This window comes from Pseudomonas sp. LBUM1640, assembly GCF_059716225.1.
Genome location: NZ_CP166816.1, coordinates 1,063,890 through 1,085,628, shown reverse-complemented (window position 1 = coordinate 1,085,628; position 21,739 = coordinate 1,063,890). Strand labels below are relative to the sequence as shown.

Annotated in this window: 18 protein-coding genes, 1 pseudogene and 1 riboswitch; of the genes and pseudogenes, 9 read left to right on the top strand and 10 right to left on the bottom strand. The window is 60.6% G+C overall.

The features are described 5' to 3' along the window. Position 1: 1 nt before the first annotated feature. Positions 2–562, top strand: coding sequence for a PqiC family protein (locus ACA065_RS04830; RefSeq protein ID WP_497693529.1), 561 nt, complete (start codon positions 2–4; stop codon positions 560–562). Between the two features lie 2 nt (positions 563–564). On the opposite strand, the gene ACA065_RS04825 is transcribed toward ACA065_RS04830, so the two are convergent. The 4 genes from ACA065_RS04825 to ACA065_RS04810 form a co-directional block, all read right to left on the bottom strand. Next, entirely contained in the window at positions 565–3,294 is a 2,730-nt protein-coding gene (locus ACA065_RS04825; protein ID WP_497693528.1) for a winged helix-turn-helix domain-containing protein, read from the bottom strand. A 285-nt stretch (positions 3,295–3,579) separates the two neighbouring features. Continuing rightward, a complete protein-coding gene (locus ACA065_RS04820) occupies positions 3,580–4,944 on the bottom strand; it encodes a DUF1329 domain-containing protein (protein ID WP_497693527.1) in 1,365 nt (454 codons plus the stop codon). A 43-nt stretch (positions 4,945–4,987) separates the two neighbouring features. Then, positions 4,988–6,880, bottom strand: a complete 1,893-nt coding sequence (locus tag ACA065_RS04815; RefSeq protein WP_497693526.1) for a DUF1302 domain-containing protein — start codon at positions 6,878–6,880, stop codon at positions 4,988–4,990. Between the two features lie 333 nt (positions 6,881–7,213). Next, the gene (locus ACA065_RS04810) at positions 7,214–8,896 is read right to left on the bottom strand and encodes a fatty acid--CoA ligase (protein ID WP_497693525.1); all 1,683 of its coding nucleotides are present in this window, start codon (positions 8,894–8,896) and stop codon (positions 7,214–7,216) included. 1,222 nt (positions 8,897–10,118) lie between these two features. Between ACA065_RS04810 and ACA065_RS04805 the strand changes: the two genes are divergently transcribed. Further along, on the top strand, positions 10,119–11,426 hold the full coding sequence (locus tag ACA065_RS04805) for an IS4 family transposase (RefSeq protein WP_497695301.1): 1,308 nt from the start codon (positions 10,119–10,121) through the stop codon (positions 11,424–11,426). 113 nt (positions 11,427–11,539) lie between these two features. Here ACA065_RS04805 and ACA065_RS04800 read toward each other — a convergent pair whose 3' ends face one another. Then, the gene (locus ACA065_RS04800; protein WP_497693524.1) at positions 11,540–12,172 is read right to left on the bottom strand and encodes a LysE family translocator; all 633 of its coding nucleotides are present in this window, start codon (positions 12,170–12,172) and stop codon (positions 11,540–11,542) included. 84 nt (positions 12,173–12,256) lie between these two features. Here ACA065_RS04800 and ACA065_RS04795 point away from each other — a divergent pair, with 84 nt between their 5' ends. The 3 genes from ACA065_RS04795 to ACA065_RS04785 all read left to right on the top strand — a co-directional run bounded on the left by ACA065_RS04795 (position 12,257) and on the right by ACA065_RS04785 (position 15,096). Beyond that, on the top strand, positions 12,257–13,222 hold the full coding sequence (locus tag ACA065_RS04795) for a 2-hydroxyacid dehydrogenase (protein ID WP_497693523.1): 966 nt from the start codon (positions 12,257–12,259) through the stop codon (positions 13,220–13,222). 30 nt (positions 13,223–13,252) lie between these two features. Further along, positions 13,253–14,251, top strand: a complete 999-nt coding sequence (locus ACA065_RS04790) for a methyltransferase (RefSeq protein WP_497693522.1) — start codon at positions 13,253–13,255, stop codon at positions 14,249–14,251. A gap of 50 nt (positions 14,252–14,301) precedes the next feature. Beyond that, positions 14,302–14,423, top strand: a riboswitch (yybP-ykoY riboswitch). An 88-nt stretch (positions 14,424–14,511) separates the two neighbouring features. Then, on the top strand, positions 14,512–15,096 hold the full coding sequence (locus tag ACA065_RS04785; protein ID WP_016974259.1) for a TMEM165/GDT1 family protein: 585 nt from the start codon (positions 14,512–14,514) through the stop codon (positions 15,094–15,096). A gap of 123 nt (positions 15,097–15,219) precedes the next feature. Here the strand turns inward: ACA065_RS04785 and ACA065_RS04780 are convergent, their stop codons facing one another. After that, entirely contained in the window at positions 15,220–16,038 is an 819-nt protein-coding gene (locus tag ACA065_RS04780; RefSeq protein WP_497693521.1) for a M48 family metallopeptidase, read from the bottom strand. 227 nt (positions 16,039–16,265) lie between these two features. On the opposite strand from ACA065_RS04780, the pseudogene ACA065_RS04775 reads away from it, so the two are divergent. Next, positions 16,266–17,498, top strand: a pseudogene (locus tag ACA065_RS04775) (cache domain-containing protein); the annotation flags it as partial. 63 nt (positions 17,499–17,561) lie between these two features. Beyond that, positions 17,562–18,404, top strand: a complete 843-nt coding sequence (locus ACA065_RS04770) for a methyl-accepting chemotaxis protein (protein WP_497695300.1) — start codon at positions 17,562–17,564, stop codon at positions 18,402–18,404. A gap of 116 nt (positions 18,405–18,520) precedes the next feature. Here ACA065_RS04770 and ACA065_RS04765 read toward each other — a convergent pair whose 3' ends face one another. Genes ACA065_RS04765 through ACA065_RS04755 form a run of 3 tightly spaced genes read right to left on the bottom strand, consistent with a single transcriptional unit; the run spans position 18,521 to position 19,632 of the window. Next, positions 18,521–19,141: an SOS response-associated peptidase gene (locus ACA065_RS04765; RefSeq protein WP_497693520.1), complete on the bottom strand. Its 621-nt coding sequence runs from the start codon at positions 19,139–19,141 to the stop codon at positions 18,521–18,523. A 36-nt stretch (positions 19,142–19,177) separates the two neighbouring features. Next, positions 19,178–19,438 carry a putative signal transducing protein gene (locus ACA065_RS04760; RefSeq protein WP_497693519.1) on the bottom strand — a complete coding sequence of 87 codons (261 nt, stop codon included), beginning with the start codon at positions 19,436–19,438 and terminating at the stop codon, positions 19,178–19,180. Positions 19,439–19,449: 11 nt separating this feature from the next. After that, complete coding sequence (locus ACA065_RS04755) at positions 19,450–19,632, bottom strand: CPXCG motif-containing cysteine-rich protein (protein ID WP_083360104.1); 183 nt, start codon at positions 19,630–19,632, stop codon at positions 19,450–19,452. A 131-nt stretch (positions 19,633–19,763) separates the two neighbouring features. Here ACA065_RS04755 and ACA065_RS04750 point away from each other — a divergent pair, with 131 nt between their 5' ends. Continuing rightward, a complete protein-coding gene (locus tag ACA065_RS04750) occupies positions 19,764–20,927 on the top strand; it encodes a 1-acyl-sn-glycerol-3-phosphate acyltransferase (RefSeq protein ID WP_497693518.1) in 1,164 nt (387 codons plus the stop codon). Between the two features lie 121 nt (positions 20,928–21,048). On the opposite strand, the gene ACA065_RS04745 is transcribed toward ACA065_RS04750, so the two are convergent. After that, positions 21,049–21,306 carry a hypothetical protein gene (locus ACA065_RS04745; protein ID WP_497693517.1) on the bottom strand — a complete coding sequence of 86 codons (258 nt, stop codon included), beginning with the start codon at positions 21,304–21,306 and terminating at the stop codon, positions 21,049–21,051. A 183-nt stretch (positions 21,307–21,489) separates the two neighbouring features. Here ACA065_RS04745 and ACA065_RS04740 point away from each other — a divergent pair, with 183 nt between their 5' ends. Next, the gene (locus tag ACA065_RS04740; protein WP_497693516.1) at positions 21,490–21,699 is read left to right on the top strand and encodes a hypothetical protein; all 210 of its coding nucleotides are present in this window, start codon (positions 21,490–21,492) and stop codon (positions 21,697–21,699) included. Positions 21,700–21,739: the final 40 nt, after the last annotated feature.

Here is a 21,739-nt window from a genome sequence, read left to right as displayed (position 1 = left end):
CATGACGTTTCCATTGAAGATCACCTGGGTCGCCACCTTGCTGTTCCTGGCGGCCTGTAGCAGTGAGCCGATTGCGTTCCACACCCTGACCCCGGCGCACTGGAGCAACAGCACGCGCGCCGATGCCGCGGGTATTCGCATCGAAAGCATCAGCGTGCCGCCGCAGGTCGACCGGCCTCAGATCGTGATTCGCCAGGGCGACAGCGGCATAGCGATTCTCGAAACCCAATGGTGGGCTGCCAGCCTCGCGGATGAACTGAAAAGTGCGCTGGTGGATCAATTGGCCAACAGCAGCGCCCGGCAAGCCATGTCGTTGCGTGTTGAAGTGCAGCGCTTCGACTCGGTGCCCGGGCAGTACGCGTTGCTCGACGTGAGGTGGCGGCTCAGGCCTACCGGCGGTGGTGATCGCCCTGCCCTGACCTGCCGAACCACCTTACAGTCACCGGCCGGCCCGAGCATCGACGACGTGGTGGTTGCGCACCAGAACAACGTCAAACGCTTCGCCGCGCTGATCAGCCAAGTGGTCGACAAGTCCCTGCAAGCGTGCCCGACCGCGCCGTGACGTCAGGCCAGCAAGCCCATCGATTTGGCGCGCGCCACTGCCTGGGTGCGCCGCTCCACACCCAGCTTGCTGTTGATATGGCTGGCGTGGGTTTTCACCGTGTGCAGGGAGATGAACAGCTGATTGCTGATCTCCTGGTTTGAACAGCCCTGGGCGATCAGTTGCAGCACCGCCAGTTCGCGGGTGCTGAGGGTTTCGTGAGTGGGCGGCGCCTCGACGGCAGCAACCACCGGCAGCAGCGCCAACAGGCTCTGGCTCAACACACCCTGCGGGTCTTTGCCCAGTTGTTCGCGCATCCAGTCCGGGTAGCTTTCCAGCAAGCGCTGGAACGGTTGCAGCGCACCACCCGCGCCGGCCTCAAGCGCCTGGGCCACGATCGGCCGCGCCTTGGCTTCCTGGCCACACGCCAACAATAAATGCGCCTGCTGGGTCAGGGCCATCAAGGCAATCATCTGGCGCCCGCTGTTATGCGCCTGCTGCGCCAGTTCTTCGAGGCGTTGCAGGGCCGCAGCCGGTTGATGGCGGATGGCATCGAGGGCAGCCTGTTGCAGCCCTATGTGTTGCGGCAAATGTGGATGGAATTCCGGCGCGGCGGCGGCCTGCTCACCGTTGTAGGTCTGCCCCAGACGGGTTAGCCAGGCGTCGGCAAGGTCGGTGCGGCCTTGGGCCAGCCACAGCTCGCATTTGATCAGGGTGATCATCGCCAGGTAATAGATCGGCGGCACATCCCAGATGTGCATCAAGCGCTCCGCCTCGGCAAGTTCGGCGAAGGCCTTCGCAAAATCACCGCGTCGCCCTTCGAAGTTGGCGATCACGCAGTGCCCGATCAGCACACTGATGTCCCGACAGGCACGGGCTTCGCTCAAGCCGGCACGCAGACGGGCCAAGCCGGCTTCGGGCTGATAACGCACCAGCAGCAGGTAGCCTTCGTACAGCGATAACCGCGCGCGCACGGCGTACAGCCGCTGGGGCGCCAGGCCGTGCAAGCGTTGCAGGCCTTGGCGCACTTCGTCCAGAGAACGCAGGATTTCGCCGCGCGCCTGTAAGACGCGTGCACGGTCGTAGTGGGCCAAGGCTTCAAACAGCGGGTTGCCGACGCGCTGCGCCAGCTCCAGCGATTCGCGATTCAGGCCACGGGCGCGCCACAGGTCGGCGTCCACGATGGCCAGGTTGGACAGGGTCGACAGGCACATCAGACGCTGGCCGTAGCGCTTGTGCGGCAGGCTTTCCAAGGCCTCGCTGCAATAGCGCTGGGTCAACTCGCGATCACCTCGCCCACGGGCGATGATCCCGCTCAGCGCCAGCCATTGGGCCAGCATCGATTTTTGTGCGGTGGCCGACGGCGCCGGCAGGAAGCGACTGAGGTAGCCGGACAATTCTTCGGCGGCATCCAACTGGCAAGCCAACCCCAACGCCCAGCTGTACAGCACGATCAAGCGCGGCGTGCTGATCAGCAGGCTGTCGGGCAAGTCCATTTTCCAGCGCAGCAGCATGCCGACATTCTGTTCGGCCAGCAGTTGCTCCTCGGACAGGTTCTGCACCAGGTTCGCCGCCACATCGAGGTGGCCGGCGCGCAACGCCTGCTCCACCGCTTCGTCGATCAAACCTTGGGCGTTGAACCAGCGGCAGGCCCGCAAGTGCAGGCTGGCAATCGGCAAGGTGGCATTGCTCGCACGGCGGGTGCGCAGCAAGTCGGAAAACAGGTGGTGATAACGATACCAGTGGCCTTGTTCGTCCAATGGCACCAGAAACACTTGATGGGCCTGCAAATAACGCAGGATTTCCGCGCTGTCGTGGGATTCGCGCACGGCGTCGCACAACTCGCTGCAAAAACGATCTTGTGGCGCGGTGTCGTACAGGAACGCTTGCACTTCAACCGGCAGGCAGTCGATGACCTCTTCGAGCAGGTAATCGCGAATCAGCCCTTCACCACCGTGCAAGCTTTGCGGCAGCGCGCTTTCATTGCCGGCTTCGGCGATGGCCAACAGCCAGAAACGCAGGCCGGCCACCCACCCTTCACTGCGGCGGATCAAGTTGTCCAGCGCCTCGCCGCGCAACGAACTGCTGTGCCGGTCCAGCACGGCCAGGGATTCGTCGTGGGTCAGGCGCAGGTCTTGTTCGTGCAGTTCCAGCAGGTGCCGTGACAGCCGCAACCGCGCCAGGTGCCAGTCGGGGCGCTGTCGGCTGGTGACCATGACCACCAGGCCATCAGGCAAATGATTGAGGAAAAATTGCAGGCAGCGATCCAGCACCGGGCCCTGGGCCAGATGGTAGTCATCCAGCACCAGCAATAACGGCGCGCGGGTGGACAGGTGCAGCGTCAACTCATCGAGCAGGCCGTCGAGCCACTCTTCAAAGGCAAAGGGTTGGTGACGCTGGCGCATTTTCAGCAGGCCCAGGGATTGGGCGCCAAGTTGCGGGAAGTACTGTTGCAAACCGTCGAGCAGGCGCTCGAGGAAACGGCCGGGGTCGTTGTCCCGTGGGCTCAAGCCCAGCCACAGGCTTTGCCAATGCGTCGGCAAACTCTGGCAAAACTCCACCGCCAACGAACTCTTGCCAAAACCCGCCGGGGCGCTGACCAGCAACAGTCGCCCTGCAAGGCCGGCACTCAGCCGTTCGCACAGGCGTGGGCGCAGCACATAGCCGTCAGGCAACGGTGGCCTGTAGAAACGCGCTTCCAGCGTTGGAATTACCGCGCTTGCAGGCCCTTGGATTCGGGACAGATCAGTCATCGCCGGGCTCTTGTAGAAGGCTGTTGTCGGCATTGCAGATGTCCGCAGACTAGCGGTAAAAGCGGCAGGTTTGTAGATCTTTGCAACATTTGCCTGAAAAAGAACTGCGACAAAAAATGTGGGAGCTGCCTCGTGCAAGGCTGGCTTGTGTGGGAGCTGGCTTGCCTGCGATAGCATCAGCTCGGTGTAACTGATACACCGAGGCGCCTGCATCGCGGGCAAGCCCGACTCCCACACAAGCCAGCTTTACACAAGCCAGCTCCCACAGTGTCGAGCGAGTGCGGCTTAGCGAACACCATCCTGGCGCAAGGCCGCTGGGGTGAAGTCGCTGGTGGTGGCGGTGAAGCCGAAGTCATACGCCTGTTTCTCTTCGTTCTTCATGCCCAGGGCCAGGTAGCGGCCGGACTGCAGGTCGTAGAGGGTTTCGATGGCGTACCACGGCACTTGCTTGTCGTAGTAGTTCTCGGCATGCGCTTCGGCGACGCGCCACAGTTGGCCACGGCCGTCGTAGTGGTCGATCACCGCCGCTTGCCAGGTGTCTTCGTCGATGAAGAAGTCACGCTTGGCGTAGATGTGGCGCTGACCTTCCTTCAGGGTGGCGACCACGTGCCAGACGCGGCGCAGCTCATAGCGGGCCAGGTCCTGGTTGATGTGGCCGGCCTTGATGATGTCGGCATACTTGAGCTTAGGGTCGTCGATCTTGTAGCTGTTGGAGGCGATGTAGATTTCTTTTTTGCCTTCCAGTTTCCAGTCGTAGCGGTCCGGTGCACCGTTGTACATGTCAAGGTTGTCGGAGGTGCGCAGGCCGTCGGCCGCCGTACCCGGGCCGTCATAGGACACTTGCGGCGCCCGGCGCACACGGCGCTGGCCGGCGTTGTAGACCCACGCCGAACGCGGCTCTTTCACCTGGTCCAGGGTTTCGTGCACCAGCAGTACACCACCGGCCAGACGCGCCGGCGCGGTCACTTGCTGCTTGAAGTAGAACAACACGTTGCCCGGGTTTTTCGGGTCGAAGTCCTTCATTTTGTCGCGGAATACGAACTGGTCCTTGAAATACACCAGGCTGAACGAGCCGTTGGTTTGCGGGGTGGCCTGGGTCACGAGGCGGGTCACGCTGCCGCCGCGATAGCGGGTGATGTGGTTCCAGATCACCTCTACGCCGCTTTTCGGAATCGGGAACGGCACCGCGGTTTCGAAGTTTTCCAGGCCGTTGCCGCCGGACACCAGGTTGGTGGTGGTGGCGTTCTTCTTGATGGCCGCGAACACATCAGCCGGCACAGTGGCGCCACGATGAGTCGGGTAGACCGGCATCTTGAAGGTGTCCGGGTAGCGCTTGAACATCGCGTACTGCCCCGGCGCCAGCTTGTCTTTGTACTGTTCGACGTTTTGCGCGGTGATGGTGAACTGCGGTTGTTCGCTGGCGTACGGGTTGGCCAGGAAACCCCGGGCGTCCACGGCGCCGGCATTCGTCGGCAAAGGTGACCATTTGGGGATGGTGCCGGCCGCGTTACCGGCCATTTCAGCGCCCATTGGGGTCAGGCTCGTGCCCAGCTTGGCGGCTTCATCCGCCGAGACTGCCGCCATGACGCTACCCGCCATGATCGACAGCCCAAGCACACCCACGTGCAACAGACTTTTCGTTATTTTCATGTTCTGGTTCTTCCTGAAAACAGACTGCTTAAAGAGAGTGTGCTTAGAAGTTCATGCCTGCGCTCAAGGCGATAAAGTCACGATCGTCCACGGTGGTGAACTTGCCACCAAAGAAGTTGGTGTAGTTCAAGCCCACGGTATAGGTGTTTTGATACTCGGCATCCACACCCAGGCTGACAGCCTTGCGGCCTTCTTCGAAGTTGCCGCCAGGGCCTGGCGAGTAACCTTTGACGTCGTGGGACCAGGCCACGCTTGGCTTGAGGTTCACACCGGCAAACGTGTCCGGGTATTCCCAGATGGCGCGGCCACGGTAGCCCCAGGAGGTGGCAGTGGTGAAACCATCGTTGTCGCAGTATTTGGAAACATTGCTGGCATCTGCGCCTGGGCCGGCGCCGCCGATGGTGGACGGGTTGAGGATCTGCGAGCAGGTGTTACGCCCGCCAGTAGACGGCAACGCCCCAGGGCCGAAGACGGGGTCGCGGCCATAACGCACCTTGTTCTTGCTTTCAAGCCCGCCCACATGGGTTACACCCACTTCACCCACCAGGGTCAAGCGACTGGCGCCCATCACCTGATCAAAAAAGTGCGTCAGTGTGGTCTGGAACTGAGTGATTTCCTTACGACGGTAACCATTCAGGTCCTGGCCCTTGGCGCCGCTGAGCAGGGAGGCGTTCGAAAATGCGCCACCCAGGTCTTTCACGCCCGCATAAAGGATGTCGGTGGTATTGAGCTGCACCGGTGCGTTAGGGCGATAGCTCAGCTCACCGCTCCAGGCAGTCCCCGTCGGCAATGTGGTCGAGAAACTCAAGCCGTACAGACGGATATCTTCCGGGTACTCGATAAAGTACTTGGAGTTACCGGCGATAAACACCGGCGCCAGCGAGCCGAAGGCCGGCGCAATGGCATAAGCGGACGCGGGCGCCGCGGTTGCGCTGAAGATCGGCGCGCGGCTGTGGTAGTTCATGAAGAAGGCACCGAATTCGGTGTCCAGTGGTTCGAAGTTGTAGTGCATGGCTACGCCAAACTGGCCGCTGTCACGCGCATCCCGATCACCGCCACGACGGACCAGGGTGCCCTCTTCGTTGGTGTCCACGCCCCGCGCCGCGAACTGAGCGAGCGCCCCACGACCCGCCGCCGTAGCGGCAATGGTCGAGCGCTTGGCAAGCAGGCGCAGGTTATCGCTGCAACCGTCGGAGACCACATCCGGCTGGGAGAAGAAGGTGCCGCAGTTATCGGTAACGGTCTGGTCCCACTCCAACTGGTAGAACGCTTCGGCCGACAGGTTATCGGTCAGCGTCTGCGACACGTAGAACATGTTGACCGGAATCAGGCCTTCCTTGATTTCAGCCCCCGGGCGACGGAATGCGGACACGTCGATCGGGTTGATGGAGTTGATACCGCCACCAATGAAGGTACTTTCACCCCAACTCACCACCTGCTTACCGAAGCGCACGTTGCCTGGCTGATCGGCGATGGTGTAGTTGTGATAGATGAAGGCATCGAGGATCTGCCCGCCGGAGGATTTGGCGCCCTCTTTACGGTTGTTGTTGCTGACGTTCTTGAAGTCCAGGTCTTCGTTTTGCAGCGCAAAGTCGTACCAGTACTTGCCACGCACAAAGATGCCGGTGTCGCCGTATTTCAATTCAAGGTCGTGAATACCCTTGAAGATCTTCGAGAAGGCATCGCCCTTGTCAAAGTTCAAGTGGCCGTCATCGGAGGTTTGCGACAACCCCTTGCCACCGTTGTTGACGCCGATCAGGTCCTTGTTTCGACCCGCCGTCGACCAGCTCGCCCCCACCGACAGGGAGGAGTCAAAGCTACCTTCGATTTCACCGATATTGAAACTGACGCCGAATGCGGGCCCGGCGAGCGTAGAAGCGAGACTGACGGCCAAGGGCAGTCTTGCCCGGCGCCAGAACTGGTTTACTGAGGTCATCGACGCTACTCCATGTGCATTATTGTTATGGCAGTGAGTTCTGTCTTCTGGATGCATGTATCGGCCGGAACACAACGATTCCAATGCCGAACGACAACCGGGCCCCCATGGCCCGAAGTGCAACATCCTTGAAAAACTCTGAAGGGGACTATAGCCAGCGGGGGGTATCGCTTGATCCCTCTAAAGTGTGATTTGCATCACCAACCCGTCTGCCACAACCCTTTCGCCACGCCAACGAAGGTCGGCGTGGCAAGGATGGCTGAAAATTGGCAAATCACAAGTGAAGGCGCGAGATAGAGCATTGCCGCGCCCGAATGGGCGCGGCGAGGGGCGTCAGAGGGTGGACAGGAACGTACTGTTGTTGGCCTGCCATTCAATGATGTCGATGCGGATACGTTTTTTGTCGAGTTTTCCTACACTGGTCTTGGGAATTTCCGTAACAACGGCGATCTGGCTTGGAATCGCCCACTTGCTCAAATGGCCCAGTTCCACGAAAGGCTTGAGGTGTTCCTTGAGCTCGCGAGCACCTATCACATGGCCATCACGCACTACCAGAAGCGCAAATGGGCGCTCGCCCCACTGCGGGTCGGCGATGCCCACCACCGCTACTTCGCGTACCGCTGGGTGGCGGCTCACGAGGTCTTCGAGGGCCAGCGAGGAAATCCACTCGCCGCCGGTCTTGATCACGTCCTTGATGCGGTCGCGAATATCGATCACGCCAAACGCGTCCAGGGTGGCCACGTCGCCGGTGTGCATCCAGCCGCCTTCCCACAACTCAGCGCCCTTTTGCGGCTCGTTGTAATAGCCCTCGGTCAGCCAGGGTGCGCGTAGCACCAGCTCACCTTGGGACTCGCCGTCGGCGGGCAGGAAGTTGCCCTCGCTGTCGACAATCGCCGCCTCCACCAACGGCCCAGGCACGCCGGCCTTGATGCGGTAGGTGGTGCGCTCGTCCTCGGTGCCGGCCATCAGTTCTTCGTTGAGGTGGGCGCAGGACACCAGCGGCCCGGTCTCGGACATGCCGTACGCGGCGGTCAGTTGAATGCCACGCGCCTTGGACGCTTCATACAGCGTGCGATTAAGCGCACTGCCGCCGATGACGATTTTCCAGCCACCAAAATCCACGTCTTGGGCAGCCTTGGCGTTGAGCACCATTTGCAGGATGGTCGGCACGCAGTGGGAGAAGGTGACCTTTTCCTTGCGCCACAACTCCACCAGGTATTCCGGGTCGTAGCGGCCGGGGTAGACCTGTTTCAAACCGAGCATGGTCGCCACATACGGCAAGCCCCAGGCGTGTACGTGGAACATCGGCGTGATCGGCATGTACACGTCGTTGGTGCCCAGCAGGCGCACGCTGTCGACGCTGCCCATGATGGTCGCCACGCCCATGGTGTGCAGCACCAGTTGGCGGTGGGTGAAGTACACGCCCTTGGGGTTGCCGGTGGTGCCGGTGGTGTAGAAGGTGGTGGCGACGGAATTTTCGTCGAAGTCCTGGAAGTCATACTGGGGGCTGGCGGCCGCCAGCAGGGTTTCGTACTCGCCGACCAGGTTGGGCAACTCGGCGGTCTTGGACTCGCCGTCGGTGAGCAGCAGGGTCTTGTCGACCGTGGTCAGGTGCCCGGCGATGGCCTGGTAAAGCCCCACGAACTCACTGTTGACCAGTACAAAGCGGTCTTCGGCGTGGTTCATGGTGTAGAGAATTTGTTCCGGGGACAGGCGCACGTTGATGGTGTGGATCACCGCGCCGATCATCGGGATGGCGAACATGCATTCCAGGTAACGGTGGCTGTCCCAGTCCATCACGGCGACGGTGTCACCGGCCTTGACCCCGGCTTCGGTCAGCACGTTGGCCAGGCGCGCAACGCGCTCGATCAGGGTTGGGTAGGTGTAACGCAGTTTGTCGCGGTAGATGATTTCCCGGGTCTTTTCGTAGCGCGCCCCGGACATCAACAGGCGTTTGATCAACAGTGGGTATTGGTAAGCGCCTTCGGCGGGTGGGATAACACGGGTCTGCAACATACGAATCCCTTATCTGACTGCACGGTCTTGGCTTGAAGATCTGCACTTTAGAGAGCTTATGTGTCAGCTAAATCAGCCAAAGGAATGATTTGCAGAGGCCGATGAATGCTAGCTTTGGGCCATCACCTGGGTGGTTGGGTTGTCGCTGGGCCGCTGGGCCGCCGGGTGAATATCCGTTATTTGGGTGATGGCTTGGATTGGTTCCGCTCTTACAGCGGGTCACTTTTGAAAAGAGCCCAAAAGTAACCAAAAGGCTCTTGCCCCACCACTCGGCACCTCGCCTCCGGCTCGGTGTGCCCTCACGCAGGCTTTGGAGCGGGGGCCGCCGCGATGGGCCATCCTTGGCCCAGCGCGGCTAAACCGGCGTCCTGCCGGTTTACCCCCGCTCCAAAGCCTGCGTTCGGCCAGCGTGGTTTAACGGGGCGCCTAAGATCAAAATCAAGATCAAAAGCAAGAGCACGGCGGCCTAGTAGCCGACCTGAGTGGTTGAATCAAAAGCAAAGCCAAGGCGGCCTGACAGCCGACCTGCTCTTGGAAGCTGAACTGGGTTAAATGTGGGAGGGACTTGCTCCCCATGGCGGTGTGTCAGTCAGCTCATTTGTAACTGACACACCGCATTCGCGAGCAAGCCCGCTCCCACATTTTGAGCTCAGTACATCAGGTAGGTGTGTGTTTACTCGGTCAATGTGGGAGCTGGCTTGCCTGCGAAGGCATCAACTGGGTTTGCCTGATGTACCGAGGTGTCTGCATCGCAGGCAAGCCAGCTCCCACAGAAAAGCAGCTCTGCTTTTGCTCTGCTTTTGCCCTGTTTTTGCTTCAACCACTCAGGTCGGCTACTAGGCCGCCGTGCTGTAGATTTTGATCTTGATCTGACAGGCCCCATTAACCACGATGGCCGCAAGTAGGCACGGTGGAGCGGGTAAACCGGCAGGGATGCCGGTTTAGCCGCGCTGGGCCATGGATGGCCCATCGCGGCGACCCGCGGAAACGGGCCGGAGTGCGGGCATGCCGAGCCTAGGCGAGGCACCGAGTGGTGGGGCAAAGACCTTTTGGTTACTTTTGGCTGGGCCGGCATTCCGGGCGTTTGCCAAAAGTGACCCGCTGTAAGAGCCATGCCTTTCAAGGTCTTGGTTTAAAATCCCCCCCAAACTTCAGTCAGGATGACGAAACCATGTGGGAAAAGGTTCTAGAGCGGTTCGAAAAACAAGCACCGGCCAGTGTCATGACCAAGCTGGTATTAGAGCAGGCCGTACCTGCCGAATGGGTTGATAAGGTGTTCAATGATCACCGCCAACGTCAGTACTCCCGTGAGCTTTTATTTTCAACCGTTGTAGAGCTGATGTCCCTAGTTTCATTGGGCCTGAGACCCTCTCTACACGCGGCAGCGCGCAAGATGGAGGGGCTTTCAGTCACCCTTTCGGCGCTCTATGACAAGATTAATCGGACCGAGCCCGAGCTGCTTCGAGCCCTGATTTCGGGTAGCGCAGAGCGTTTAGAGCCGACCATAAAAACGCTCGGCCATTCATCGATCCTACCCGGCTGGCAATTGCGTATTGTTGACGGCAACCACCTGCCCTCCACTGAAAAACGTCTTGGCGCTTTGCGCACTGAACGAGCTGCGGCTCGCCCGGGCTTTTCCGTAGTGGCCTACGACCCTGATCTGGATTTAGTCGTTGATCTTCAGCCTTGTGAAGACGCCCATGCCAGCGAGCGGGTCAGTGTTTTACCGCTGTTGGCCCGCGCAAGCGCGGGCCAACTGTGGGTGGCTGACCGGCTCTACTGCACGCTGCCGGTCCTACAAGCCTGCGAAGACACGGGGGCTTCGTTCATCGTTCGCGAACACAGCAAACATCCTCGCATAATTCAGGAAAGCGACTGGCAAGAGTCAGGGATCGTCGACAGCGGAAGCGTTCGTGAGCAAATCATTGAAGTAAAAGGTGGCCGCCGCTGGCGACGCGTTGAGTTGAGCCTGCAAACGGCAAATGATTCAGGCGATTCGGTGATGCGGTTCTGGAGCAACTTGCCCGACACCATTAGCGCTCGGCAAATAGCTGATTTGTACCGCCGCCGCTGGACTATTGAGGGAATGTTCCAACGCCTTGAATCGGTGCTGGACAGTGAGATTAAGAGCCTTGGTAGCCCTAAAGCCGCGCTGCTGGGCTTTGCCTCAGCGGTTCTGGCTTACAACGTTTTGTCGGTTCTCAAACGCAGTGTTGATCAGGCCCACCGCGAAACGCAGCCAGCGGGTTGGGAGGCCTCGATTTACCATTTGGCGGTGCATGTTCGCAGTGATTATCAGGGAATGCAGATCGCATTGCCTGCGGAGAATTTCCCTATTGAAAAGACCTCGCAAGGGCTGGCAGAGCGGTTGTTGGCCCTGGCGAGGTTGATCAAACCCAAGGCCGTCGCGAAAAGTCCTCGTGGTCCTAAAGTCGCCAAACCTAAGGAGTGGCTGGAAGGTAAGGCTGCACGGGCCCATGTCTCAACAGCTCGGGTGCTCAAGGCTGCCAAGTCGGATAAACAAGCTTAAACATGACTTTAAACGGATCTTTAAACGCAGACCTTGAAAGGCATGGCTGTAAGAGCGGAACCATACGAAGCCGTTACCGCAGCAACGGATATGCCCCCAATCTCCCGCACGCCTCATTTCATGCTAGTAAACGCAAGCTTCACCCCAATCGCAATCAACACCGCACCCATGGTCCGATCAAACCAGTGCCCCATGCGCGCAAACCCTGCACGCACCCGCTGCTGGCTGAACAACATCGCCACCAGGCAAAACCACAGCGCCGTCGCCACCGCCAGGTACACGCCGTAACCGGCCTGAATCGCCAGCGGCGTATGCGGGTTGATCACCACAGTGAACAACGACAGGAAAAACAACGTGGCCTTAGGGTTCAAGCCATTGGTCACAAAACCTGCAGTAAACGCCCCACGCGGGGTGCGTTCGCCCACTTCACGGTGCAACTCGCCCTCGGCGACAGGCTTGGCCGGCTGCGCGCGCAACGCCTTGAAGCCGATGTACAGCAGGTACGCCGCCGCCGCCCACTTCAGCGCGTTGAACAGCACGATGGACTGCGACACGATCAAACCAATGCCCAGCAACGAGTAACCCACGTGCAGGAAAATCGCCGAACCCACACCCAATGCCGTCCACGTCCCAGCACGACGGCCATGGGTCACACTCTCGCGCACCACCACGGCGAAATCCGGGCCGGGGCTGGCCACCGCCAACAAGTGAATCAAGGCTACGGTCAAAAACTCGGCGGCGTACATGCTCACTCCATTAAGTAACTGATTATTTCATCTGATAGGCTCGGCAGATTACGCCTTCGAACCCTGTCGCAAAAGGTACAGTTGATGACGAACAATCGCCGCGCCGCCTTCCTTGATCACCCGTCCCTCGACTTGGGAGACCTCGACCTCAGCGAATTGCGCAACAGCTTCAGCGACCTGCAGCTGTACGCGCATACCACGCCGCAAAATGTGATCGAACGCCTGCAAGGCGCCCAGGTGGCCATCAGCAATAAGATCGCGCTGAATACCGAAACCCTGGAGGCCTGCCCCGAGCTCAAGCTGATCCTCGTTTCAGCCACCGGCACCAACAACGTCGACCTCGCCGCCGCCCGCGCCCATGGCATCACCGTGAGCAACTGCCAGGGCTACGGCACGCCGTCGGTGGCGCAGCACACGATCATGCTGTTGCTCAACCTGGCAACCCGCTTGAAGGACTATCAACGCGATGTTGCCGCAGGCAAATGGCAAGAGGCCAAGCAGTTCTGCCTGCTGGACTACCCGATTGTCGAGCTGGAAGGCAAAACCCTTGGCCTGCTTGGCCACGGCGAACTGGGCAGCGCCGTGGCGCGCCTGGCCGAAGCCTTCGGCATGCGCGTGCTGCTCGGCGCAATTCCCGGGCGCCCTGCCCGCGCCGACCGCGTGCCGCTGGATGAACTGCTCGCGCAGGTCGATGCGCTAACCCTGCACTGCCCGCTCAACGAACACACCCGCGACTTTATCGGCGCCCGCGAACTGGCATTGCTCAAGCCCGGCGCGTTTATCGTCAACACGGCGCGTGGCGGTTTGATCAACGAACAGGCGCTGGCGGACGCCCTGCGCAGCGGCCATCTGGGCGGCGCGGCCACCGATGTGCTGAGCGTGGAGCCACCGGTGAATGGCAACCCACTGCTGGCTGATGACATTCCTCGGCTGATCGTCACGCCGCACAACGCCTGGGGCAGCCGCGAAGCACGGCAGCGCATCGTCGGCCAATTGGCGGAAAACGCCCGAGGCTTTTTCAGCGGCGCCCCGCTGCGCGTCGTCAGTTGATAAACTGCGCCCCTTTTCAAGGAGCAGACCATGGATCCGCGCAGTGAAGTACTGCTTCGTCAGGCCGAACTTTTTCAAGGCAACCTGTTGCTGGTAGGGTTGCCCGCCGACGACTTACTCGGCCGCCTGCCCAACGCGCACGGCTGGAGCTGGCACGCCGGCGACCAGGCGGCGCTCGACGCGCGCTTCCCCGAGCGCAGTCAGTTCGGCGTAAACGTGCCCGATCGCGGGTTTGATGCGGCGGTGATTTTCCTGCCCAAATCCAAGGACCTCACCGACTACCTGCTCAACGCCGTGGCCGCGCGCCTGCCCGGTGCCGAGCTGTATCTGGTCGGCGAGAAGAAAGGCGGTATCGAAAGCGCTGCCAAGCAGATGACGCCGTTCGGCAAGCCGCGCAAGCTCGACAACGCGCGGCACTGCCAGCTGTGGCAGGTCACCGTGGTCAATGCCCCGCAGGCGGTTGAACTGGAGAGCCTGGCGCAGGTGTTCGACGTGCCGCTGGCCGAAGGACCGCTCAAGGTGGTGAGCCTGCCGGGCGTGTTCAGCCACGGCCGCCTGGATCGCGGCACGCAGCTGTTGCTTGCGCACCTGGACAAGTTGCCCAGCGGGCATTTGCTCGACTTTGGTTGCGGCGCCGGCGTGCTCGGGGCGGCGGTCAAGCGGCGCTACCCGCATAACACGGTGACGATGCTCGACGTGGATGCGTTTGCTGCCGCCAGCAGTCGCCTGACATTGGCGGCCAATGGCCTGGACGCCGAGGTGTTGACCGGTGACGGCATCGATGCCGCGCCGATGGGTTTGAACGCAATTTTGAGCAACCCGCCGTTCCATGTCGGGGTGCACACGGATTATTTCGCCACGGAAAACTTGCTGCGAAAAGCCGCGAAACACCTGGCAAAAGGCGGCGAACTTCGCTTGGTCGCCAACAGCTTCCTCAAGTACCAACCGCTGATCGAAGAGCATTTGGGCGTGTGTGCGATCAAGGCTGAAGGCAATGGCTTCCGCATTTACCGTGCCAAACGCGGCTGATGGCGCTTTGAAAAAGAAGGCTTGCCGAATGGGTTTTGCCTAGGCAGAATCCGCTCCGTCCTAGGGGAGTAGTCTCCCACGAGCGAAACGCTCGTCCGGCATACGTCAACATACTTGGTCAGCAGACCATGGCGTATGCGACCCAGGAGTCCGCACAGACGGACCGGGGTTTGACAAGACCTATGACACGCACACCTTACCCGGGGCGGGAAGGCTGTACGTGTCATAGCCGTGTCGACCCGCCCCTGGAAACTTACCTGATGCTGGATTCATTACTCGTTCCTACCGCAATCGTTGCCTTGGCCGAAATCGGCGACAAGACGCAGCTGCTCGCGCTCATCCTTGCCGCACGCTTTCGCAAACCCTGGCCGATCATCGCCGGCATCGTCGCCGCGACCCTGGCCAACCATGCGGCTGCCGGTGCCGTGGGGGCCTGGTTCGGCAGTTTCTTCTCGGATGCGGTGTTGCACTGGATCCTCGCGGCAAGCTTCTGCGCCACGGCGCTATGGACCTTGGTGCCGGACAAACTCGACGATGACGAAGCCAGTACTACGCGCAAATTCGGGCCGTTCCTGACCACGCTGATTGCGTTCTTCCTTGCAGAAATCGGTGACAAGACGCAGATCGCCACGGTGATGCTGGCGGCGCAATACCCTGAGCTGTGGCTGGTGATTATCGGCACCACGCTGGGCATGCTGATTGCCAACGTGCCGGTGGTTCTGGCGGGGAATTTCGCGGCGGAGAAACTGCCATTGACGTTGATTCGCCGGCTGGCGGCTACGGCGTTCTTCGTTCTGGCGGTGGTGGCGGTGTACAAGGCCATGCAGAGCAGCGGTTGGATCTAGCCCGACCTGATCATTCCCACGCTGCGCGTGGGAATGCATTCTGTGACGCTCTGCGTCGCGCTTTTAAGAGCGGACGCAGAGCGTCCAGAGCGGCATTCCCACACGGAGCGTGGGAACGATCAATCAGGACTTTTTGGCCTGCTGGTACAGCGGCATCACCTTCGGAATCGCCGCCTGCAACGAGGCGATTCGGCTGTCGGACGCCGGGTGCGTGCTCATGAACTCCGGTGGAGAACCTTCCGACGCCTTGGCCATCTTGTTCCACAACGTGATGGCTGCGTTCGGGTTGTACCCGGCACGAGCCGAGAGCTCCAGGCCGATCAGGTCCGCTTCGTTTTCATTCGCGCGGCTGTTGGGCAAGGTCATGCCGTAGTTGGCCACAGTATCAGCCAACGCCAGGCTGTCCTGGCCCAGACCGAACAACGCACCGGCGCCTTGCTTGGCCATCTGGATGCCGTAGGCCTTGGACATGGCTTCACGCCCGTGCTCGCGCAAGGCGTGGGCGATTTCATGGCCCATCACTGCAGCCAGCTCATCATCCGTGAGCTTGAGGTTGTCGATCAATGCGCTGTACACAAAGATCTTGCCGCCAGGCCCGCAGTTGGCGTTCATCTCATCGCTTTTGATCAGGTTCACTTCCCACTTCCACTGCGCCGCATCCGGGCGGAAGGTCGGTGCCTGGGCGATCAGGCGATTGGCGATGGCCTTCACGCGCTTGGCGTTGGCGCTGGTCTTGTCGAGCATGCCCTTGCCGCTCGCCTCACCCAGCGTCTGCTGGTAGGACTGGGCATACATCTGGTCGACTTCTTGGCTCGACAGCATGCTGAACATGTACTGCTTGCGCTCTACCCCAACGGCACCGCCGCTGGTGGTATTGACCGACTGACAACCGGCCAGCAGCATCGCTGCACTGAGTACGCTTACTGCCAATGATTTTTTCATGACGCTCTCCCTGGATACCTGGCGCGTATCGTAGGCGGTCAAATGTATCTGCGCCAGATACACAGGAAGTGTAACCGCTGATTTTCAGATACATCCCACACACCACAACGGCGGCGACCAGCCCATTTGCGACATCCGGCACTATTTCACAGGCCCGGCCTTAAGCCTCCCGAGCCCGCGGCCGATACAAAAAAGGCAGCCCATCTGCCCCTGCGCCCGGAGCCTTCATGAAATTCAAGTCGATTCAGTTTTCTGTCGCCGCACTGACCGGGGCCATCGTGCTGAGCGTGGTCGCGGTGCTGGTGCTCTACGCCGTGTTTGCCGGCGCGCGCACTCAGGAACTGGTGCAGGAACGCACCCAGGCGCAGTTCGAGCAGATCATCGAGCAGCGTCTCACGGCGCTGGCGCAAACCCAGGCCACACTGATCCAGCGTGAATTGGAAGCGCCATTGGTGACCGCCAAAGGCCTGGCCACGGCCAACGCCCTGCTCGGCATGAAAGACGCCAAGGGCGAACCCGCCTTGCACGTGGGCCGCGAACAACTGATCAACTTGCTGCACGAGACCGTGGTGCGCAACCCGAAAATCCTCGGCGCCTATATCGGCTGGGAACCCAATGCCATCGACCACAACGACGCCGCCTACGTGAACACACCGATTGTCGGCATGGCCGCCGACGGCCGCTTCCTGCCGTGGTGGTATCGCAATGCCGATGGCAGCCTGGGCCTGGATAAACTCGCCGACGTTAACGACCAGAACATCCTCGCCACCGGCGTGCGCGCCAGCGAGTACTACCTGTGTTCCAAAGAAAGCAAAAAGCCCTGCGCCATCGACCCCGCGCCTTATAAGGTCGGCAATGCGATGGTGATGCTGGCCTCGTTTATCGAGCCGATCATGATCGACGGCGCCTTCCAGGGCATCGTCGGCGCCGACCTGTCGGTGAACTTCATCCAGGACATGCTCACCCGCGCCGACCAGAACCTCTATAACGGCGCCGGCGAAATGGCGCTGATTTCCAGCAACGGACGCCTGGTGGCCTACACCAAGGACGCCAGCAAGCTCGGCGAAAAAGCCACTGACTTGCTCGACAGTAAGGAGCTGGCAAACCTGGGCCAACTGAAAGTCGGCGAAGTGCGCTACGACATCGACAAGGAACACGGGCATATCGAGCTGTTCCTGCCGTTCAATATCGGCCAGGCCGAAGCGCGCTGGACCCTGATGCTGCAACTGCCACTGAACGCGGTGATGGCCGACTCGCAGAAACTGCAAAGCGACCTGCAAGCCCAGCGCAAGACCGACACCTTCGGCATGGCCATGGTTGGCCTGCTGATCGCCGGCATCGGCTTGCTGGTGATCTGGCTGGTGGGCCACGGCATCGCCCGGCCGCTCAAGCAAATGGTGGCCATGCTCAACGACATCGCCCAAGGCGAAGGCGACCTGACGCGCCGCTTGACCAGCGATCGCGCCGATGAATTGGGCGCAATCGCCACGGGCTTCAATACGTTCCTGATCAAGCTGCAGGGCATGATTACTCAGGTGGTGAGTTCGGTGCAGAAGGTCAGCGATTCGTCGGAGCACACCGCCGACATCGCGATCCGCACCAACCAGGGCGTGCACAAACAGATGGTCGAGATCGACCAGGTGGCCACCGCCGTGCACGAGATGACCGCCACCGCCCAGGACGTGGCGCGCAACGCCACCCAGGCGGCACAAGCCGCCAGCCATGCCGACCAGGCCGCCAGCCAAGGCATGCGCATCGTGCGCGACACCTCGACGTCTATCGGTGCGCTGGCGCAAGAAATCGGCAAGGCGGTGGGCGCGGTGCAAGCCCTGGCCAAGGACAGCGAGAACATCAACGCGATCCTCACGGCGATTCGCGGGATTGCCGAGCAGACCAACCTGCTGGCGCTCAACGCCGCCATCGAGGCGGCGCGGGCCGGCGAACAAGGCCGTGGTTTTGCCGTGGTGGCCGATGAGGTGCGCAACCTGGCGCAGAAAACCCAGAAGGCTACCGAAGAAATCCAGACCATGATCCAGCAGCTGCAACAAGGCACGCGGGACGTAGTGAAGGTGATGGAGGACAGCCAGAACCGCACCGATGAAAGCGTGCAGCATGCGGCCAAGGCAGCGCAGGCGCTGGAGACCATTACTCAGGCAGTGTCAGTGATCAACGACATGAACACCCAGATTGCCAGCGCGGCCGAGGAGCAGAGCGCGGTGGCTGAGGATATCAATCGCAATGTGATCAATATCGGCCAGGTGGCGAATGAAGTGGCGGGCGGCGCGGATGAGTCGAGTGCGGCCAGTGCGGATTTGACCAAGCTGGCGGAGCAGCAGCGGCGGTTGATCAATCAGTTTAGGGTTTAGGAATTGGCGGTGGTCTTCAGGCCGCTATCGCAGGCAAGCCAGCTCCCACATTTTGATGTGTGAACACCTTCAAATGTGGGAGCTGGCTTGCCTGCGATGGGGCCAGTGAATCCAACTCAACCCGGGGTCAGGCACTCCGGCCCATTCAGCTTCGGATCATTTACCATGTTGGCCAACACCCGCTCACGCAACGCCGTGGGCTCACCCGCCAACAACCCCTGCAACACATGCAACGGCGTCTGCGGATCCAGCCACGCCTCTTGCCCCGCCGCATCCAGTATCAACGGCCGCCGCTGACTCTGCGCCGCCTGGGTCACCACGGCCGTACTCAGCCACACTTGCTCCTGCACCGGGTACGCTTCCCAGATCGCCGCAAAAAACAACGTAGAGCCCTCCCCCGGCGTCAGCCAGTAGGGGCGCTTGCGCTGGGTGCCGCGCCATTCGTAAAACCCGTTGGCCGGCAGCAGGCAGCGACGCTGGCGAAAGGCTTCGCGAAACATCGGCTGCTCGGCCAGGGTTTCGGCGCGGGCGTGGGCAGGCGTACGGGAAAGGTCGGTCAGCCAGGGCGGCGTGAGGCCCCAGCGTGCACGCGCCAGGGTGCGCTGGCCTTCGTCCAGGCGCTGGATCAGCACCGAATCATTTGGGGAGATGTTCCACTGAGCCTGCTGATCTGCCGGGAAACCGGGCAAGGCAGCGAAGGCGGGGTTCCAGCGAAACAGGGCATAACGTCCACACATGGGGTAACACGACTCTTGGGTAAACCGACCGACAGCCTAACAGACCAATACGTCGGGGAAGCTGTCGGGTTCATCGCCGGGCAGCGGTTGCGCCAAGTTGTAGGCCGTAATCAGCTCGCGTGCGTAACCGGCCTGGTCGTTGCCCACTTCCAAGCCCAGCAGGCCGAAAATCGGCAGCTCGCCGGTGCCACCGAGCAAATGGCGCCCCACCAGGTGCGCCTCGATGCCTTCGCTGGCGAGCATCTGTTGCAGCAGCTCGCCTTCCATCAGGTTTTCCGGTTCGTAGATTCGCTGCATGGGCGTACCTGTTATTCGTTCTCGCTGCGTACCGAGAGCATCCATTCGTCATCGTGTACCTGCAGATCAAAGATAATCGGCCGGCAACACACCGGACAGTCTTCAATGTATGACTGATCGCCGCCGGAAAGATCCAGTACGGCCTCGGCCGGCTCACCACAATAAGGACAATCGTACGACTCGGTTTCCAGCATCGCGGTCTCCCAGGTGACTTGTGCGTATAATCGCCGGTCTATTTACAGGGCTATTCACGGCAGAGCCAATATTGCGGCCGCACCCTGATATTTCCTTTACTTACCCTAGCCGTTTCTAACAAGAGAGCATGATGGGCGAATTCGATACCATCCGACCTTACAACGACAGCGAAGTCCCGGCAGTGCTGGCACGTCTGTTCAGTGACAAGGCCTTTCTGGACATCCTGACTCACTTCCGTTTCCCGCGCTTTGCCGGCGCCCTGGGCTGGCTGCTCAAGCCAATGATCGCCCGCAAGCTGCGCCGTGAGTTCGCCGGCGTCACCACCGTGGCCACGCTGCAGGACAAAGTCGAGTATTACGTCGACCACACCATTGACCGCGCGACCGACGGCGTTACTTATACCGGCGTCGAGCAGCTCCAGTCCGGCACTGCCTACCTGTTTCTGGCCAACCACCGCGACATCGTGATGGACCCGGCCTTCGTCAACTATGCCGTGTACCACGCCGGTCTGCCGACACCGCGCATCGCCATTGGCGACAACCTGCTGCAAAAGCCGTTCGTCAGCGACCTGATGCGCTTGAACAAGAGCTTCATCGTGCACCGCTCGATCACCGGGCGAAAGGAAAAGATGGCGGCGTATAACCTGCTGTCGGCTTACATCAACCATTCGATTCGCAACGATTGCCAGTCGATCTGGATCGCCCAGGCCGAAGGCCGCGCCAAAGATGGGGATGATCGCACCGAGTCGGCGATCCTCAAGATGTTTCACGTCAGCCGCAAGGATGAGCCGTTCGCCGAAGTGATCCAATCGCTGAACCTGACGCCGGTGTCGATCAGCTACGAATACGACCCGTGTGACACCGCCAAGGCCCGCGAGCTGTACATCCGCGCCACCACCGGCACCTACAGCAAAGCGCCGGGCGAAGACGATGTGAGCATTGCCTTGGGCATCACCGGCTACAAGGGCCGTGTGCATGTGAACTTTGCGCCGCCGATCACTGAGCGGTTTGAAGACACCAAGCTGCTGGCGGTAGAAATGGACCGGCAGATTCTGGGCGGCTATCGGTTATTCCCGGTGCATTACCTGGCGTATGCGCAGTGGAGCGACGCCGACCCGCAATTGCAGGTGCCGACGGCTGCCGAGGTGTTCGCGGCCGATGAATTGGCCAAGGCGAAAGCAGAGTGGGAGCGGCGCTTGAATGAGTGCCCGGCGGAGCACCGGCCATTTCTGGTGGTGCAGTATGCGACGCCGGTGAGGAATCAATATCGGGTCAAGGCCGGGATTCCACTGTAAACACCGTATCAAAATGTGGGAGCGGGCTTGCTCGCGAAAGCGGTGGTTCAGTCAAGGATGTATCGACTGAGACCCAGCATTCGCGGGCAAGCCCGCTCCCACATTTGTTTTGTGGTGTTTTTTAGAGGTGAGTACTGAGCCAAGATGTGGCCAGCGCCAGCCCAAGGCAGGCAAACCCGACGCGGTAAGCCAGGCGATGCGCCCGTTCGGTGCGCACATCCAGAAACAACATCGGTTGGTCGATCGCGCGATCTTCGCTTTGCGCGGTCAGCTTGGCCAGCGCACGCTGCTCGCGCAGGCGGGTAATAAACAGCAGCGCCGCACCCAAGCAGGCCACCAATAAAGCCACAGCATTGATCAGCAGTACGGGCAGCGCCATCGCAAACCTCAATCGGACAGTGTTCTGGTATCAATTCAGATACAAACCTGAACGATATTGGCCTCCTGCCGCTGAAACGTTCCGTCCCCCATGTACGATTAATGTATCCATTAATTTACAGCGTCACCTGAACGTCACCTTAACAAGCCACTCTGTTGCCCTTCGAACGCTCGGGAGCTTGTCATGTTGCATGCGCAGAACCAGGATCGGCTGTATTTGATCGCCCAGACGGATGAGCAGGAGGCGCTGGTCGGCGGCTTGGCGTTCAATGTTCAGGATCGCCACTGGCTGGTGTATTGCGCGCTGGGCGGGCACCAACATGCCGACCTGCCGGAGCTGGACCTGCTCACGGGCGTGAGTGTGCTGGACTTGTATGTCGAAACGGCTGCATGAACGTTACGGGCGTAAAAAAACCGGGCTCATCACTGAGCCC